The organism is Arthrobacter sp. MYb23 (assembly GCF_002979775.1).
Classification (GTDB): domain Bacteria; phylum Actinomycetota; class Actinomycetes; order Actinomycetales; family Micrococcaceae; genus Arthrobacter.
The window spans coordinates 68,211-82,828 of the sequence record NZ_PCPR01000007.1; the positions used below are offsets into that span (position 1 = coordinate 68,211).

General features: G+C 60.0%; 17 protein-coding genes. 9 read left to right on the forward strand and 8 right to left on the reverse strand.

All coding sequences use genetic code 11. The annotated features are described in order from the left end of the window. Positions 1-92: 92 nt before the first annotated feature. The 4 genes from CQ020_RS09950 (at position 93) to CQ020_RS09965 (ending at position 3,674) form a co-directional block, all read left to right on the forward strand. Positions 93-485 carry an iron-sulfur cluster assembly accessory protein gene (locus CQ020_RS09950; RefSeq protein WP_011774901.1) on the forward strand — a complete coding sequence of 131 codons (393 nt, stop codon included), beginning with the start codon at positions 93-95 and terminating at the stop codon, positions 483-485. Positions 486-668: 183 nt separating this feature from the next. Beyond that, on the forward strand, positions 669-1,541 hold the full coding sequence (coxB, locus tag CQ020_RS09955) for a cytochrome c oxidase subunit II (RefSeq protein ID WP_024816775.1): 873 nt from the start codon (positions 669-671) through the stop codon (positions 1,539-1,541). Positions 1,542-1,551: 10 nt separating this feature from the next. After that, positions 1,552-3,276 (forward strand): cytochrome c oxidase subunit I, encoded by a 1,725-nt coding sequence (ctaD, locus tag CQ020_RS09960; protein WP_011774899.1) that lies wholly within the window; start codon positions 1,552-1,554, stop codon positions 3,274-3,276. Continuing rightward, positions 3,273-3,674, forward strand: coding sequence for a cytochrome c oxidase subunit 4 (locus CQ020_RS09965; RefSeq protein WP_105691706.1), 402 nt, complete (start codon positions 3,273-3,275; stop codon positions 3,672-3,674). The genes ctaD and CQ020_RS09965 overlap by 4 nt, the downstream gene beginning before the upstream one ends. A gap of 124 nt (positions 3,675-3,798) precedes the next feature. Here the strand turns inward: CQ020_RS09965 and CQ020_RS09970 are convergent, their stop codons facing one another. After that, positions 3,799-4,092: an HPr family phosphocarrier protein gene (locus CQ020_RS09970; protein ID WP_105691707.1), complete on the reverse strand. Its 294-nt coding sequence runs from the start codon at positions 4,090-4,092 to the stop codon at positions 3,799-3,801. Between the two features lie 157 nt (positions 4,093-4,249). Here CQ020_RS09970 and CQ020_RS09975 point away from each other — a divergent pair, with 157 nt between their 5' ends. Continuing rightward, on the forward strand, positions 4,250-5,038 hold the full coding sequence (locus CQ020_RS09975; RefSeq protein WP_024816772.1) for a GntR family transcriptional regulator: 789 nt from the start codon (positions 4,250-4,252) through the stop codon (positions 5,036-5,038). 112 nt (positions 5,039-5,150) lie between these two features. On the opposite strand, the gene CQ020_RS09980 is transcribed toward CQ020_RS09975, so the two are convergent. The 4 genes from CQ020_RS09980 to CQ020_RS09995 form a co-directional block, all read right to left on the reverse strand. Beyond that, positions 5,151-6,824, reverse strand: a complete 1,674-nt coding sequence (locus CQ020_RS09980) for a ubiquinol-cytochrome c reductase cytochrome b subunit (RefSeq protein WP_105691708.1) — start codon at positions 6,822-6,824, stop codon at positions 5,151-5,153. Then, positions 6,802-7,872: a ubiquinol-cytochrome c reductase iron-sulfur subunit gene (locus CQ020_RS09985; protein ID WP_024816770.1), complete on the reverse strand. Its 1,071-nt coding sequence runs from the start codon at positions 7,870-7,872 to the stop codon at positions 6,802-6,804. Before CQ020_RS09985 ends, CQ020_RS09980 begins: the two co-directional genes overlap by 23 nt. Before the next feature lie 95 nt (positions 7,873-7,967). After that, a complete protein-coding gene (locus tag CQ020_RS09990; protein ID WP_105691709.1) occupies positions 7,968-8,756 on the reverse strand; it encodes a c-type cytochrome in 789 nt (262 codons plus the stop codon). A gap of 88 nt (positions 8,757-8,844) precedes the next feature. Then, a complete protein-coding gene (locus CQ020_RS09995; protein WP_105691710.1) occupies positions 8,845-9,483 on the reverse strand; it encodes a heme-copper oxidase subunit III in 639 nt (212 codons plus the stop codon). Between the two features lie 148 nt (positions 9,484-9,631). On the opposite strand from CQ020_RS09995, the gene trpD reads away from it, so the two are divergent. After that, a complete protein-coding gene (trpD, locus tag CQ020_RS10000; RefSeq protein ID WP_105691711.1) occupies positions 9,632-10,690 on the forward strand; it encodes an anthranilate phosphoribosyltransferase in 1,059 nt (352 codons plus the stop codon). A gap of 18 nt (positions 10,691-10,708) precedes the next feature. Here trpD and CQ020_RS10005 read toward each other — a convergent pair whose 3' ends face one another. Together CQ020_RS10005 and CQ020_RS10010 are read right to left on the reverse strand one after the other, a co-directional pair. Further along, complete coding sequence (locus CQ020_RS10005) at positions 10,709-10,987, reverse strand: Lrp/AsnC family transcriptional regulator (RefSeq protein ID WP_014921945.1); 279 nt, start codon at positions 10,985-10,987, stop codon at positions 10,709-10,711. A 72-nt stretch (positions 10,988-11,059) separates the two neighbouring features. Beyond that, a complete protein-coding gene (locus CQ020_RS10010; RefSeq protein WP_105691712.1) occupies positions 11,060-11,449 on the reverse strand; it encodes a DUF3054 domain-containing protein in 390 nt (129 codons plus the stop codon). Positions 11,450-11,604: 155 nt separating this feature from the next. On the opposite strand from CQ020_RS10010, the gene CQ020_RS10015 reads away from it, so the two are divergent. Both CQ020_RS10015 and CQ020_RS10020 read left to right on the forward strand, forming a co-directional pair. Then, positions 11,605-12,060, forward strand: a complete 456-nt coding sequence (locus CQ020_RS10015; RefSeq protein ID WP_105691801.1) for a VOC family protein — start codon at positions 11,605-11,607, stop codon at positions 12,058-12,060. A gap of 85 nt (positions 12,061-12,145) precedes the next feature. Continuing rightward, positions 12,146-12,571 (forward strand): VOC family protein, encoded by a 426-nt coding sequence (locus CQ020_RS10020; RefSeq protein ID WP_105691713.1) that lies wholly within the window; start codon positions 12,146-12,148, stop codon positions 12,569-12,571. Positions 12,572-12,663: 92 nt separating this feature from the next. Here the strand turns inward: CQ020_RS10020 and CQ020_RS10025 are convergent, their stop codons facing one another. Continuing rightward, entirely contained in the window at positions 12,664-13,650 is a 987-nt protein-coding gene (locus CQ020_RS10025; RefSeq protein ID WP_105691714.1) for an Lrp/AsnC family transcriptional regulator, read from the reverse strand. 102 nt (positions 13,651-13,752) lie between these two features. On the opposite strand from CQ020_RS10025, the gene CQ020_RS24755 reads away from it, so the two are divergent. Next, on the forward strand, positions 13,753-14,598 hold the full coding sequence (locus CQ020_RS24755; protein WP_105691715.1) for an RNA polymerase sigma factor: 846 nt from the start codon (positions 13,753-13,755) through the stop codon (positions 14,596-14,598). Positions 14,599-14,618: the final 20 nt, after the last annotated feature.

Sequence of the window (14,618 nt, forward strand, 5' to 3'; positions counted from 1 at the left end):
CGACGTAGCATTAGCTATAACCCGTACGTAATTGGGTAAGGGCAGGCAGCGTTCCGGCGCCGCCGCCAAGAGCTTCATAAGAAGGTAGGCCAATGAGCACTGCAACCAACGAAAACAGCACCGGAGCACAGCTCGTCACCAACGACGACGAACTGGCCACGCACGAGGTCAATCTGACCGACGTCGCCGCGGGCAAGGTCCGCAGCCTCCTCGAGCAGGAAGGGCGCACAGACCTTCGACTGCGCGTTGCAGTCCAGCCTGGAGGATGCTCGGGCCTGATCTACCAGCTTTACTTCGACGAGCGCCTGCTCGACGGAGACGCCGTGCGCGACTACGACGGCGTTGAGGTCGTAGTAGACAAGATGAGTGTTCCCTACCTCAGCGGCGCAAGCATCGACTTCGAAGACACTATTTCGAAGCAGGGCTTCACCATTGATAACCCGAACGCCGGCGGCTCTTGCGCCTGCGGCGATTCATTCCACTGATGTGAGCCATCGCCGCATGTCGGCGCCCCTTCGAACATGTTTGAAATGGTTCGGAGCCACGGCGCTGACATGTGCGCGAAAGCCGCGTGATAGCGGTAAGCTCTACATCGGGTAGTAAAACTTTTAGTGTGCCCGGTGAGCCTTCGGCCTGCCGGGAGACAGCAACAAGAGGAAGGGCCGTCTGTGAGTTCGCAGAACCGAACCGGCAGCCGACGCATAAAGATCACCTCGATCACTGGCTTGGCAGTTGCCGGCGCGTTGGTTTTGACCGGATGTTCACCAGAGGTAGAGAAGGGTTGGCTGCCGACAGAGCGCGGCACCACCAACCACACTGACCGGATCATGGACCTCTGGGTCAACTCATGGATCGCCGCCTTGGCAGTCGGTATCATCACGTGGGGCCTCCTGGTCTGGTGCATCATCGCTTACCGTCGCCGCAAGGGCACCACGGGTTTCCCGAAGCAGCTCAGCTACAACCTGCCGCTCGAGGTCTTCTATTTGACCATCCCGCTGTTCATGGTCTTGGTGTTCTTCTACTTCACCGACCAGGACCAGCGTGCAATTGATGACCGCTCCCAGCCTGCCGACGTCGTTGTTGATGTCCGTGGCAAGCAGTGGGCATGGGACTTCAATTACAAGCAGGGTGAGGTCATTAATGAAGACCTCCACGAGGCCGGCGTTCAGGCCCACCTGACCGGCAATGAGGTCGACAAGGAACTGCTTCCCACCCTGTACTTGCCCGTAGGCAAGTCCGTGGACCTGGAGCTGAACTCCCGCGACGTCATCCACTCATTCTGGGTACCCGCCTTCCTTCAGAAGCGCGACATGATCCCGGGCAAGACGAACTACATCAGGTTCACCCCCACCAAGGAGGGCACCTTCGATGGCAAGTGTGCCGAACTCTGCGGTGAATACCACTCCGAAATGCTCTTCCGCGTCAAGGTTGTCTCCGAGTCTGAATTCCAGGCCCACATGGACAAGCTTCGCCAGGAAGGCAACACGGGCCTCCTCGGTGCGGAATATGACCGCAACCCGAACCTGAACGAATCCAAGTAAGGGAAGCGACGTGGCTACGTACACTCAATCCGCACCGGGGGTCCTCGAAGCTCCGGTAGTTCCTAAATCCAAGGGGCGCATCGTCGTCAACTGGATCACCTCCACCGACCACAAGACCATCGGGTACATGTACCTGATTGCATCCTTCGTGTTCTTCTGCCTCGGTGGCGTCATGGCGTTGTTGATCCGCGCTGAACTGTTCGAACCCGGAATGCAGATCCTGCAGACCAAAGAGCAGTACAACCAGATGTTCACAATGCACGGCACTGTGATGCTGCTGATGTTCGCAACGCCGCTGTTTGCCGGCTTCGCGAACGTCATTATGCCGTTGCAGATCGGCGCACCCGATGTCGCCTTCCCGCGTCTGAATGCTCTGGCGTTCTGGTTCTTCCTCTTCGGTTCCACCATCGCCGTGTCCGGCTTCATCACCCCCCAGGGTGCTGCATCCTTCGGCTGGTTCGCTTATGCGCCGCTGTCCAACACGACGTTCAGCCCCGGCGTCGGTGGTGACCTCTGGGTCTTCGGTCTTGCGCTATCCGGTTTCGGAACCATTCTTGGTGCCGTCAACTTCATCACCACCATCATCTGCATGCGTGCACCGGGCATGACCATGTGGCGTATGCCGATCTTCACCTGGAACACGCTCGTCACGGCGATCCTGGTCCTGATGGCTTTCCCGCCGCTGGCAGCTGCCCTGTTCGCACTTGGTGCCGACCGCCGCTTTGGTGCCCACATCTTTGATCCCGAGAACGGCGGCGCGGTCCTTTGGCAGCACCTGTTCTGGTTCTTCGGGCACCCCGAGGTGTACATCATCGCCTTGCCGTTCTTCGGTATCGTCTCGGAGATCTTCCCGGTCTTCAGCCGAAAGCCGATCTTCGGTTACAAGGGTCTTGTCTACGCAACCATCGCCATCGCCGCCCTGTCCGTTACCGTGTGGGCCCACCACATGTATGTCACCGGATCGGTGCTGCTGCCGTTCTTCGCCTTCATGACCATGCTCATCGCAGTTCCCACAGGTGTGAAGTTCTTCAACTGGATCGGTACCTTGTGGCAGGGCTCCATTACGTTTGAAACGCCCATGCTCTGGAGCATCGGCTTCCTTGTGACGTTCCTCTTCGGTGGCCTCACCGGCATCATCCTGGCTTCGCCGCCGCTCGACTTCCATGTTTCCGACTCCTACTTCGTGGTGGCACACTTCCACTATGTCGTCTTCGGTACCGTCGTATTCGCCATGTTCGCAGGGTTCTACTTCTGGTGGCCCAAGTGGACGGGCAAGATGCTCAACGAACGTCTTGGCAAGATTCACTTCTGGCTTCTGTTCCTTGGCTTCCACGGCACCTTCCTGATCCAGCACTGGCTGGGTGTTGAGGGTATGCCGCGTCGTTACGCCGACTACATGCCGCAGGATAACTTCACGTGGATGAACCAGTTCTCCACTATCTCCTCCTTCGTCCTGGGTGCTTCGCTCCTGCCGTTCTTCTGGAACGTCTACATCACCTGGCGCAGCAACAAGAAGGTTGAAGTGGATGACCCGTGGGGCTTCGGTGCTTCGCTTGAATGGGCAACTTCCTGCCCCCCGCCGCGCCACAACTTCACCTCCTTGCCCCGTATCCGCTCCGAGCGCCCGGCCCTGGACCTGCACCACCCGGAGCTGGCCCAGGTGCACACCGCCGAGGCCCCGTCACCCGCAGCAGCCGTTTTGGGTAACGCCGACCAAAGGGACGTCAGCAAATGAAAATTGAATCGTGGCTCTTCGGAGCCGGAGTCTTCTTCTTCGTCCCTGTAGCCATCGCTTATGGCTTCCTGACGGAATGGAACGAGTGGGTAGGTGTCCTGGGCATCCTCCTCGTCGGCGGCCTTGCTGGCATGATCGGCGCATACCTTGGCTTCACGGGTAAGCGGATCGGCCTGCGACCCGAGGATCGTCCCGACGCCGAGGTCCACGAAGGCGCCGGCGAGCAGGGGCACTTCAGCCCCTGGAGCTGGTGGCCGCTGGTTCTTGGCTTGGCTTGCGCGGGTGGATTCCTCGGCTTGGCGATCGGCTTCTGGGTGACTTACGTCGCTGGTGGCCTCGCCTTGGTTGCCTTGGTTGGCTGGGTTTTCGAATACAGCCGTGGCGATCATGCCCACTAACTAATATTGAAGATATGACGATGGGCCCCACCTTCTGGTGGGGCCCATCGTCATATGGAGCTGTCTCAGGGGGCCGCTAGCCGAACGCGACGCCGCCGCCCTGAAGACGTTCCAGAGGCAGCCGTCAGTGGGCCTGTGTGTCCTCCAGAACGGCTGAAAGACTCACGAGTGCACTCTGAGCCCCGAGAAGAGTCTGATCGTCGCTGAGGGCCTCTGGGGCTACTGCCAGGAATACTTCGCAGCCCTGCTCAAAGTCTTCGGTCATGACCTCCAGCAAAGAGCGGGCATCAACTGGACGACAGCCGTGCTTGCGGATAGTGACAGGAAGCCCGGTTTCAGTGACGGCACGAACAAAAACTGCGGCCGCCCTTGCATGCAAACCGATTTCGGCGGCCACGAAGGTCTTCTGCTCCGGCAACCCAGCTCCTTTGATACGCGACGGAATCCGTCAGAAAAATGATTCATACCAGCCTAGCCGCAGGGACTGCACGTCTTCCACATCCCGCAACGGTGGTCTAGACCTGTGAGTCGACTGATCTATCCTTGAATCATGACTCAATTGCCGGGACTCTGCCGTGGCTGAGGCAGCAAGCATTGCCGGTGAGATCGACCGCGCCAGTGGCACTCCCATCTATGTTCAGCTCCGCGAGATCCTTCGGACGTTCATTGCCCAGTCCTGCCCGCCCGGGTCCGCGCTCCCTTCGGAACGGGACTTGTCCGAACGGTTTGGACTGGCGCGAATGACTGTTCGCCAGGCTATTGACGCCTTGGTTGGCGAAGAAGTCATTGAGCGGGTTGTTGGCCTTGGAACTTTTGTCAGGAAGCCAAAGCTGGATCTGCAGGTGAAGTTGACCTCCTACAGCGAAGAGATGCAACGTCGTGGGATGGTGCCCGCCGCCAAGGTCCTGAGCTTTGAGCAAATTGCTGCCAGCGCGTTCCTGGCCAGGGAGCTGCAATTGGACGAAGGCACACCACTGGTGCGTTTTCGTCGCCTTCTGTTGGCAGATAACGAACCCATGAGCGTGGATGAAAACTTCATTCCAGCGCATCGGGTGCCCGGGTTGCTCGATGAAGCACCTCCAACTTCGCTATACAACGTTCTGAGCGAGCGTTTCGGCTTGGTGATGGAGTGGGGTGAGGACATGATCGAGGCCACTGCGGCGTCTCCGTCCACTGCCAGACTCCTCAATGTTGACGTCGGTTCACCTCTGCTCAAGATTCAACGCCACGCCTTCGTGGCCCGTGCAATGGTGGACTACTCCGTCTCGTACTACCGGGCTGACCGGTACAAGCTCTGGGTGCCGCTGCAACGGCCAGGCATTCGTCCCACACGGAACTATTCCTCGGGGTATCGCACACAATAGTCCCCAAAGCTTCTGAAAGTGCTTGATCCCTCACGGGGAATTAACGACATAAGGGAAGGGCCCGGTCCACAGTGGACCGGGCCCTTCCCTTATGCGTTTGAGTGTTGAACCGCTAGTGGCTCAAGCTCTTCTGGTCTTCACCAGCTGCGATGGCCTCGTGGTGGCCATGAGCGTGTGCTGCTTCGAGTTCGGCCGGCGTTGCAGGGGCAACGCGGTCTTCGAAGAACCAGCGGGAGAGTGCCGCGCGGCGCTTCTCCTTGCCGGTAACAACGCCATGCTCATTCGGCTGCGCCGGGATGGGAGCCGGTGATTCGAACCCGACGAGCTTGTACCGCTTGTACTCATCCAGCGGGGCATGAACCTCGATGAACTCACCGTGGGGGAGTCGGACGATGCGGCCCGTTTCGCGACCATGAAGTGCGATTTCGCGGTCCTTGCGCTGAAGGGCCAGTGCAATTCGCTTGGTCACAATGAAGGCGATAACCGGTCCAATGAAGAACAGGGTGCGGAGCCAGTACGTGACATCGTTCAACGACACGTGGAAGTGCGTGGCGATGAGGTCAGAACCTGCCGCTGCCCACATCACGCAGTACCAGGTGAAACCTGCAACACCAATCGCCGTACGGGTGGGGGCGTTGCGCGGACGGTCCAGAACGTGGTGTTCGCGGTTGTCCTTGGTGACCCAACGTTCGATCCAGGGGTACATGAACAACACCGTGAAGATGATGCCAGCCGGTACAAGGGCCGGAAGCAAGACGTTCAGCGTCAGGGTGCGTCCGAAGATGACCCATTCGAAGTGGAAGTCATTGATGACACCCGGCATGAGGCGCAGGGCACCGTCAACGAACCCGATATACCAGTCAGGCTGGGTACCGGCCGAAACCGGTGAGGGATCGTAAGGGCCATAGTTCCAGATCGGGTTGATCGTGAATGCGGCCGCCATGAGGGCCAGGACGCCGAAGACGATGAAGAAGAATCCACCGGCCTTGGCAGCGTATACCGGGCCGAGGGGGTAGCCAACGACGTTGCCGTCGTTGCGTCCGGGGCCGGGGTACTGGGTGTGCTTGTGCACAACCACCATGAAGAGGTGAATGACGATCATCAGGAGGATGAGGGCCGGGACCAGCAGGATGTGAAGGACGTACAGTCGGCCGATGATGGCCGTACCCGGGAACTCACCACCGAAGAGGAAGAACGACGTGTATGTACCGATGACCGGAATGGACTTGATCACACCATCGATGATGCGCAGGCCGTTGCCGGACAGCAGGTCATCGGGGAGGGAGTAGCCGGTGAAGCCTGCAGCCATTGCCAGGATGAGCAGCACGCCGCCCACCACCCAGTTCATTTCACGGGGCTTGCGGAAAGCACCCGTGAAGAAGACGCGCAGCATGTGCACACCAAGGGAGGCCACGAACAGCAGAGCTGCCCAGTGGTGAACCTGGCGCATGAACAAACCACCGCGGACGTCGAACGAGATGTTCAGCGACGAGCTGTAGGCAACTGACATTTCGACGTTGTACAGCGGAGTGTACGAACCCTGGTAGTGGGTTTCCGCCATGGACGGATCGAAGAAGAAGGTCAGGAAGGTACCTGACATGAGCAAGATGACGAAGGAGTACAGCGCCACCTCACCAAACATGAACGACCAGTGGTCGGGGAAGACCTTCCGGCCGAACTCGCGCAGGATGCCGGAGCCGCCAACACGCTCGTCCACAAAGTTGGTGAAACTACCAACCTTGGTCTTCGGAACGAAGGGGGCTTCAGCTGTTGATGAGGCGCTCATGCTCGTCACGCTCCCAGTAACTCGGTCCTACAGGTTCTCTGAAGTCGCTGGTGGCGACGAGGTAGCCCTCTGCGTCAACTGCGATGGGCAGCTGGGGGAGCGGACGGCTGGCCGGTCCGAAGATGACCTTGCATTCCTGCGTCAGGTCAAAGGTGGACTGGTGGCAGGGGCACAGGAGGTGGTGCGTCTGCTGCTCGTAGAGAGCAACCGGGCAACCGACGTGCGTGCAGATCTTGGAGTAAGCAACGATTCCGTTGTAGCTCCAGTTTTCGCGGCCCTCGGAGGGGTTCAACGAGTCCGGGTCCAGGCGCATCAGGAGAACGACGGCTTTTGCCTTCTCGTTCAGCTTGCCTTCGTGGAGTTCGTTGAGTCCTTCGGGGATCACGTGGAAGGCCGAACCGATGGTGACATCCGACGCCTTGATGGGCGTGCCATCGGGATCACGGGTCAGGCGCTTGAGCTTGTCGCCCTCAGGCGCCCACATGGTGTGTGCCAAAGCGTTGTCCGGCCGCGGACCCAGATCGCCGAAAATGGCGAGGGCGGGCAGGGGAGCAAGTGCAACGGCACCAAGAAGGGTGTTGCGGATCAACGGGCGGCGCTTAATGCCGGTCTCGTCCACGATGTCGTCGACGATACGCACGGCGGCCTGGCGATCTTCTTCAGTACGGATAGCGTGGCGCTCTTCCGACACCTCGTGATCGGGCATCAGGGCCTTGGCCCAATGCACGATTCCGGTGCCGATTCCCAGCATTGCGAACGCCGTACCGAGACCCAGAAGGAGGTTCTGGGTGCGGATGGTCGCAATTGAGGTGTCGTCGCCCAAATCGATGGCAAAGTATGCCACCAGGAACACGAGCGTACCGATTACAGAGGTGCCAAACAGAATGGCTACCTGACGCTCGGCGCGCTTTGCGGCTACCGGGTCCGTGTCAGCCAGGCGCAAACGATGCGGAGGGAGTCCAGGATCCTGGAACTTCTCCACCTCATTCTGACCAGCCGTAGCTACGGTGCCCGAGTGGTTCGGACTGCCGTCACTATGGTTGCCCATAATTCGCCTCATCCTTCTCTCGTTGTCTCGGCCGGGGCCGAGTTATTATCAGTTTCAAACTGCTGACCATGCAGCAGAAGTTTTATGTGTCCGGGCTAGGACGTGCGGGACGTCAACCAAATCGTGAATGCGATGATGACACCCAAGCCGGCAACCCAAACGAACAGACCTTCAGATACCGGGCCAAGTGCGCCCAGATCGGCACCACCGGGTGAACCGTTGGCTTCGATGGTCTTCAAGAAGGTGATGATGTCGCGCTTGTCCTCAGGGGTGACGTTGGAGTCGCTGAAGACGGGCATGTTCTGCGGGCCGGTAACCATGGCCTCATAAATGTGCTCGGCGCTTACTCCAGCCAAGGCGGGGGCAAACTTGCCGCGGGTCAGGGCGCCACCGGCAGCAGCAGCGTTGTGGCACATGGCGCAGTTCACCCGGAAGAGTTCGCCACCGTTGGCTGCGTCTCCCTTTCCATCGAGGAGGTGTTCCTCGGGAATGGCCGGGCCTGCGCCGAGGGATGCAACATATGCCGCGAGCTGCTTGGTCTGTTCCGCATTGAACTGGGCGGGCTTCTGCTGGGCCTGCGGGCCGCTCATCTGCATGGGCATGCGGCCGGTGCCAACCTGGAAGTCAACTGCAGCAGCACCCACGCCGACCAGCGAGGGGCCGTCCTGGGTTCCGCTGGCACCCATGCCGTGGCAGGTGGCGCAGTTGGCGGCAAAGAGCTTGCCGCCTTCTTCTACGTCACTTGCGCTGAAGCTTGTGGTGTCGGCCTTGGCCTGGTTGACAGTTGTGGCAACGGCGTACAGCCCACCAGTGAGGAGGAGGCCCATCAGCAACAGCGCAATGGCTGCCAGTGGGTGACGTCGCTTCTGCGATAGTGCCTTCACGTGGTGGTTCCTTTATTCGATCCTGCGTCGGCTCCGCGAGCCGCTTCTTGAAATTCTGCCTCTTGTAGAAAAAGAGTCAAAGCCGGGCTTACTTGAGGACGTAGATGACCAGGAAGAGGCCGATCCACACAACGTCCACGAAGTGCCAGTAGTACGAGGTGACGATCGCCGAGGTCGCTTCGAAGTGACCGAACTTCTTCGCTGCAAACGCGCGGCCAATGATGAACAGGAACGCGATCAAGCCGCCAATGACGTGCAGGCCGTGGAAGCCGGTGGTCATGTAGAAGGCCGAGCCGTAGGCGTTGGACGACAGGGATACATTCTCTGAGACGAGCATGGCGTATTCCGTGGTCTGTCCGGCCACGAAGAAGGCGCCCATAACGAATGTCAGGGAGAACCATTCGGTCATGCCCCAACGGGTGAACTGCAGGAGCCCACCGGTACGGCGCGGCTCGAGCCGCTCGGCGGCGAAGACGCCCATCTGGCAAGTGAAGGAACTTGCCACAAGGACGATGGTGTTGACGAGCGCAAACGGGAAGTTGAGCTTGGCCGTCTCCTCGGCCCACATCGTTCCGGATGTGGAGCGCAGGGTGAAGTACATGGCAAAGAGGCCGGCGAAGAACATCAACTCACTGGACAGCCAAACAACGGTTCCAACAGAAACCAAGTTGGGGCGGTTCAGCGTCGGGTGCGCCGGGGTACTGGGGGCATGGGTCGCAGATGTCACAAGGACATTATGTCTGTAAAAGTCCAGACTTCCCAATGCAAACCACCGATTCGGGAGACTTTTTCTACAAAGACGCGAATTCGCGCGGAAAAGTTCCCGGTCGCGTTCACATTGGTCATCGGCGTGGCTGGCTCGATAGCATCAGGGAGTGACTTCTCCGGTAACGGCACCTGCAGCCAGCAATACCTGGCCAGGGCTCATCTCAGCACTGATCAATGGCGACGACCTTGCAGTGGGCAACACAGAGTGGGCCATGAACACCATCATGTCCGGTGAGGCGACGCCGGCTCAGATTGCCGGCTTCCTGGTCGCACTGCGAGCCAAGGGCGAGACGGTCGAAGAATTGGCCGGACTTGTTGAAGCCATGGTCCAGCACGCGAATCCGATCACCATCTCCGGTGAGAAGCTGGACATCGTTGGCACCGGCGGTGACCGGTTGAACACCGTGAATATCTCCACCATGGCCGCCCTCGTGGCAGCCGGCGCCGGAGCCAAAGTGGTCAAGCACGGCAACAGGGCCGCTTCCTCCACGTCGGGTTCGGCCGATGTTTTGGAGGCCTTGGGTGTCCGCTTGGACCTATCGATCGAGCAGGTGGCCCGCAACGCAGAAGAGGCGGGAATCACTTTCTGCTTTGCCCAGGTTTTCCACCCCTCGTTCAGGCACACCGCTGTTCCGCGCCGTGAGCTGGCTGTACCCACTGCCTTCAATTTCCTGGGCCCGATGACCAATCCGGCGCATGTACAAGCTTCGGCTGTGGGAGTAGCCAACGCCCGCATGGCACCGTTGGTGGCGGGAGTGCTTGCCCGTCGCGGGAGTCGGGGGCTGGTGTTCCGTGGTGACGACGGCCTGGATGAGTTGACCCCCACGGGACCATCGACTGTCTGGGAGATCAGGAACGGAACAGTCAGGGAGCAAGTCTTTTCGCCTGAGGATCTGGGAATCCGTGCTTCCACGGTAGCGGACCTTCGCGGAGGTGACGCCGCTGCCAATGCAGCTGTAGTGCGCGACATCCTCGATGGCAAAGAGGGACCGGTGCGCGACGCCGTACTGCTGAATGCGGCAGCTGGATTAGTGTCGGTTGATCTCGACGCCGAAGGGAGCCTTGAGGACCGGATGAGGACCGCTTTTGCCCGGGCGGCGGAATCCGTTGACTCCGGCAAGGCCGCCGAAGTGCTTGCCAAGTGGACGGCTCTTAGCCAAAGCTAAAGACCAGCTGTCCCTCTGCTACTCGAATCCGAGCGCGAACGCTGCGTCCAGGTCGTGCTGTGAATAGGCACGGAAAGCAATGTGCGTGGTGGTATGGACCACTGAGGCAACCTTTGACAGGCGGTCTGCGATTACGTCGGCAAGCTCGTCGTGCTTGCTCACCCTGGCCACCGCAATGAGGTCCCACTCGCCCGTGACGGAGTACACCTCACTGATGCCCTGAATGGCCGATATCTGTTCGGCGGTCTCCGGTATGCGCGAGGCGTCGGTCTTGATCAGGACGAAAGCGGTGATCACGTGGGGCCTTTCCGGAAATGCATCGTTGCGGACGATTTCCAGCCTAGTGCATTGCCGCGGGCGGGGACTTGATCACGCTCCGCGTTGCCGTTTGCGTGATGCCCTCAACAGCAGCGCAGCGATGAGCCGGTACCCGAGCAGGAAAACGCCGAGGGTAAGCAAGGCCACCAGCACAAACGGCAGCACGACGGTTTGGCCTGTGGCCGCCCTGAGCAGCATCCCCACGATGACTGCGCCAAGCCAAATGCCGACTCCGGAAGGCCAGGCAGCCATGGGTGCCCGCCAAGCCCGTGTGAGAACCCAGGCGGCCGTCGCTCCAGCCAGGAACGGCCATGCTGTGGCGAAGGCCCCCGAAATGATGTCACCACGCGCGTGCGCATCCCGTCCTATGGCGGCGAAGACAAGAATGAACAAAAGATCTGCGATGGCTGCGGGGATCCACAGTCGTGAGGGTGAAGGCATACCCATGACACTATCCGGGGGCCTCCCTCCTGCGCGAAATCGCAGTCGCCGTAGCAGCGGTGGATGGATTCGCCGTCGGCCGTTGTGTAGGTGATGCCACAGTATTAGCCTCTGACGGGGGACAAGGAGTTCCCGGCTACTTGGAGGAGCGGCAGATGCAGAAGATTTCGACCTGTCTATGGTTCGACGGTCAAGCGGCTGACGCCGCCGAACTGTATACCTCGATATTCGATAATTCGTCCATGGGTTCGATAATGCCCGGACCTGATGGAAACCCCATGACCGTTGAGTTTGAGATTGAGGGCAGGCAGTTCATGGCCCTCAATGGCGGACCGGCTTTCGTGTTCAACGAGGCTGTCTCGCTGGTGGTGAACTGCGACTCCCAAGAGGACGTGGACAGGTATTGGGACGCTCTTCTCGTCGGGGGACAGGAGAGCCAGTGCGGGTGGCTGAAGGACAGGTTCGGCTTGTCGTGGCAGATAGTTCCAACTGCACTGCCCGGTCTCTTGGCCGGCTCCGACCCAGCAGGATCCCAGCGTGCCATGGAGGCAATGTTGAAGATGCGGAAACTCGACATCAACGTCCTTCAAAGGGCCTACGACGGCGACTGATCGCCGCGGGGGACAGGCGCCCGGTGGCGCTGCCAGCATTGCCCACGATGAAGCATGACCATCTCAACACTGAGGAGACTGACCAATGACAACCCGCCTTAATCCATACATCTCATTTCGGGACAATGCCCGGGACGCGATCACTTTCTACGAATCCGTCTTCGGCGGTGAACTGAACATCAGCACTTTCGGCGACTACCAAGCCAGCGAAGATCCAGCCGAAGCCAACAAGGTCATGCATGCCATGTTGGAAACTCCCAACGGATTGACGCTGATGGCGGCTGACACCCCGGCCGGCATGGCGTACAACCCCGGTGACAATATTTCGGTCTCCTTGAGCGGAGACTCTTCGGATGAAGCGGAACTCCGCGGGTACTGGGACAAACTCGTCGACGGCGGCACCATCACGGTGCCGCTTGAGATGGCGCCTTGGGGTGACACCTTTGGAATGTGCATAGACAGCTTCGGGATTGGCTGGCTGGTCAACATCGCCGGAGCCCAGCAGCAATAGTCGTTCCGGGACGTCGGAATCTACAGAAACTGCCCCGCAGAGAGATTCTGCGGGGCAGTTGCGTGAGGTCGTGTGTTCGCTGTGCGTGTTCACTACGCGGTGATGCGCCTTCCGTCAGGTGTGAGCCGGTTGCCCATGTGCTTGGGAGTGCGCAGGACTATGCAACGGTCCATGATCTCCGCGAAAGGAAGCCGTTCGCCCAGCTGCCTCTCCAGCACTGTCATGTCCTCTACCCGACGAAGCCATACCAGCATCAGGATTGAATACAGGCCACCGGTGGTGGCCACCAGACGGACCTCGTTCAAGCCAACGAGCTTCTCCGCAACGGACTCCACCTTGGTGGCCGGAACACGCAGGAAGTACCACACGGCCACAGGCCAGGGGGAGTAGGGGCGCGCCACCTCCAGGCGCAACACCAAACGCTTCTCGGCAATGATGGTGGCCAGCGCATTCCTTGCCTTGGTGGTGCTGATTCCCAGGTTCTCGGAAATTTCGGCGACGGAAGCCCGGCCGTTGGTACGCAGGATGCCTGCAAGATGGTCCTCTGCGTCGGCTGAGATGCCCCTGTGTGCGGCCGTGGGCAGTGGGAGGCTCGACTCCAGTTGCAGTACCTCCTCGTCCTGGAGGGAACGCAGCCGCCAGAGCTGGGCATCGGCGAGGAGTCGGATACCGCGGTGTGTTCGCGTCCGGGTCACGCCGGCGATGTTGGAGAGTCTGTCCAAGACGAACCCGGCAAGATCGGCATCTGTCCGGCACAGCAACGTCACCACCATGTCCCGCCCACCGATTGTTTGGTCAATGGAGAGCACTTCAGCGTCGCGGGCAAGGTCCTCCGTAGCCTCGGATATGCGTGCCGGTGTGCATTCCACCTCCACTATTGCGCCGACATACTTCGCTCCGGGTCCTCTATAGCTTGCCAACCATGCCAGCCCCTGTTCCTGAAGGGCAGCCCAGCGTCTTGCGAGGGTGACGGCGTCTGCGCCGACGATGGGCGCCAGGGCAGCCCAAGGGGCGCGCGGACGAATCTGCAGGGCATGAAGAAGCCTCAGGTCACGTCCATCCAGGTCGTAATCCTGCATTTTGCATCTCCTTCCCCTAAATTGGCTGCGTTTTCCGTGGGTATTTCGTCCCGATGCCTAGATTCTAGGGTCCGCGAAGATCACTGACGACCATGAGGGGCCATGTCCGCTACGAACCCGTCCCACCAGGAGTTGGCCTCCGAAGAAGAGCCTCACGATTACTACGGTCTTTTCCCTGACCAGCGGCGGGGGAGTGGGGCGTCCCTCCCGAACCCGGGACGGGAGCCGGACGAACCGCGCGGGTTGTGTGACCATTCGCTTTTGTCCTTGGTGCGCGCGGGGCGGCTTTATGCCTTTGCCGAACTATTTCGGAGATACAGAAGCCTCGCCGTGTACGTGGCCCGGATGGAGTCCGACAATCCATCTGACGTGGACGATGCAGTGGGAGAAGCGTTTGCGTCTGTTTTCCAGGCTTTGGTGGTTGGCGGAGGGCCCGCAGACTCTTTCAAGGCTTATCTCCTGACCACTGTGCGGAGAACCGCGCATCGTCGGAACCTACAAGCCAGGCGCACCGGTTCTCAGAGCCCCGTGATGGGCAGCGGGGCGGGCTACGACGATCGCTACCTGGACGCCTTGGAGGCCACTTCACTTGTTGAAGCATTCAGGTCCCTGCCGAGGCGTTGGCAGGCAGTGCTTTGGTACAGCGAAGTGGAAGCCATGAAGCCGGCGGCGGTGGCGCCCATCATGGGATTGACCCCGAACAGTGTTTCGGCCCTGCTCATACGCGCGCGCAAAGGCCTAAGGCAGGCCTACCTCCAGGTTCACGTCCTCGCAACACCCCTGGATTCGTGTGCGGACGTGTCGCGTCACTTCGGGAAGTTCGTCCTCAACAATGGACGAGGGCCAGGCAGCGCGAAGATTCACCGCCACGTAAATGAGTGCCCGAAGTGCGAGGTTGCGTTGGCTGGCTTGCACGAGATGCGAAAGGCCATGAAAGGGGCGGGGTGACCCATGGGGAAGGGTTCGTT

Bases quoted from the DNA above. Each gene is read 5' to 3' on its own strand.
- CQ020_RS09950 (WP_011774901.1), top strand. From the start codon at position 93: ATGAGCACTGCAACCAACGAAAACAGCACCGGAGCACAGCTCGTCACC.
- CQ020_RS09965 (WP_105691706.1), top strand. From the start codon at position 3,273: ATGAAAATTGAATCGTGGCTCTTCGGAGCCGGAGTCTTCTTCTTCGTC.
- CQ020_RS09980 (WP_105691708.1), bottom strand. From the start codon at position 6,824: ATGAGCGCCTCATCAACAGCTGAAGCCCCCTTCGTTCCGAAGACCAAG.
- CQ020_RS09985 (WP_024816770.1), bottom strand. From the start codon at position 7,872: ATGGGCAACCATAGTGACGGCAGTCCGAACCACTCGGGCACCGTAGCT.
- CQ020_RS10010 (WP_105691712.1), bottom strand. From the start codon at position 11,449: ATGCCTTCACCCTCACGACTGTGGATCCCCGCAGCCATCGCAGATCTT.
- CQ020_RS10015 (WP_105691801.1), top strand. From the start codon at position 11,605: ATGCAGAAGATTTCGACCTGTCTATGGTTCGACGGTCAAGCGGCTGAC.
- CQ020_RS10020 (WP_105691713.1), top strand. From the start codon at position 12,146: ATGACAACCCGCCTTAATCCATACATCTCATTTCGGGACAATGCCCGG.
- CQ020_RS10025 (WP_105691714.1), bottom strand. From the start codon at position 13,650: ATGCAGGATTACGACCTGGATGGACGTGACCTGAGGCTTCTTCATGCC.
- CQ020_RS24755 (WP_105691715.1), top strand. From the start codon at position 13,753: ATGTCCGCTACGAACCCGTCCCACCAGGAGTTGGCCTCCGAAGAAGAG.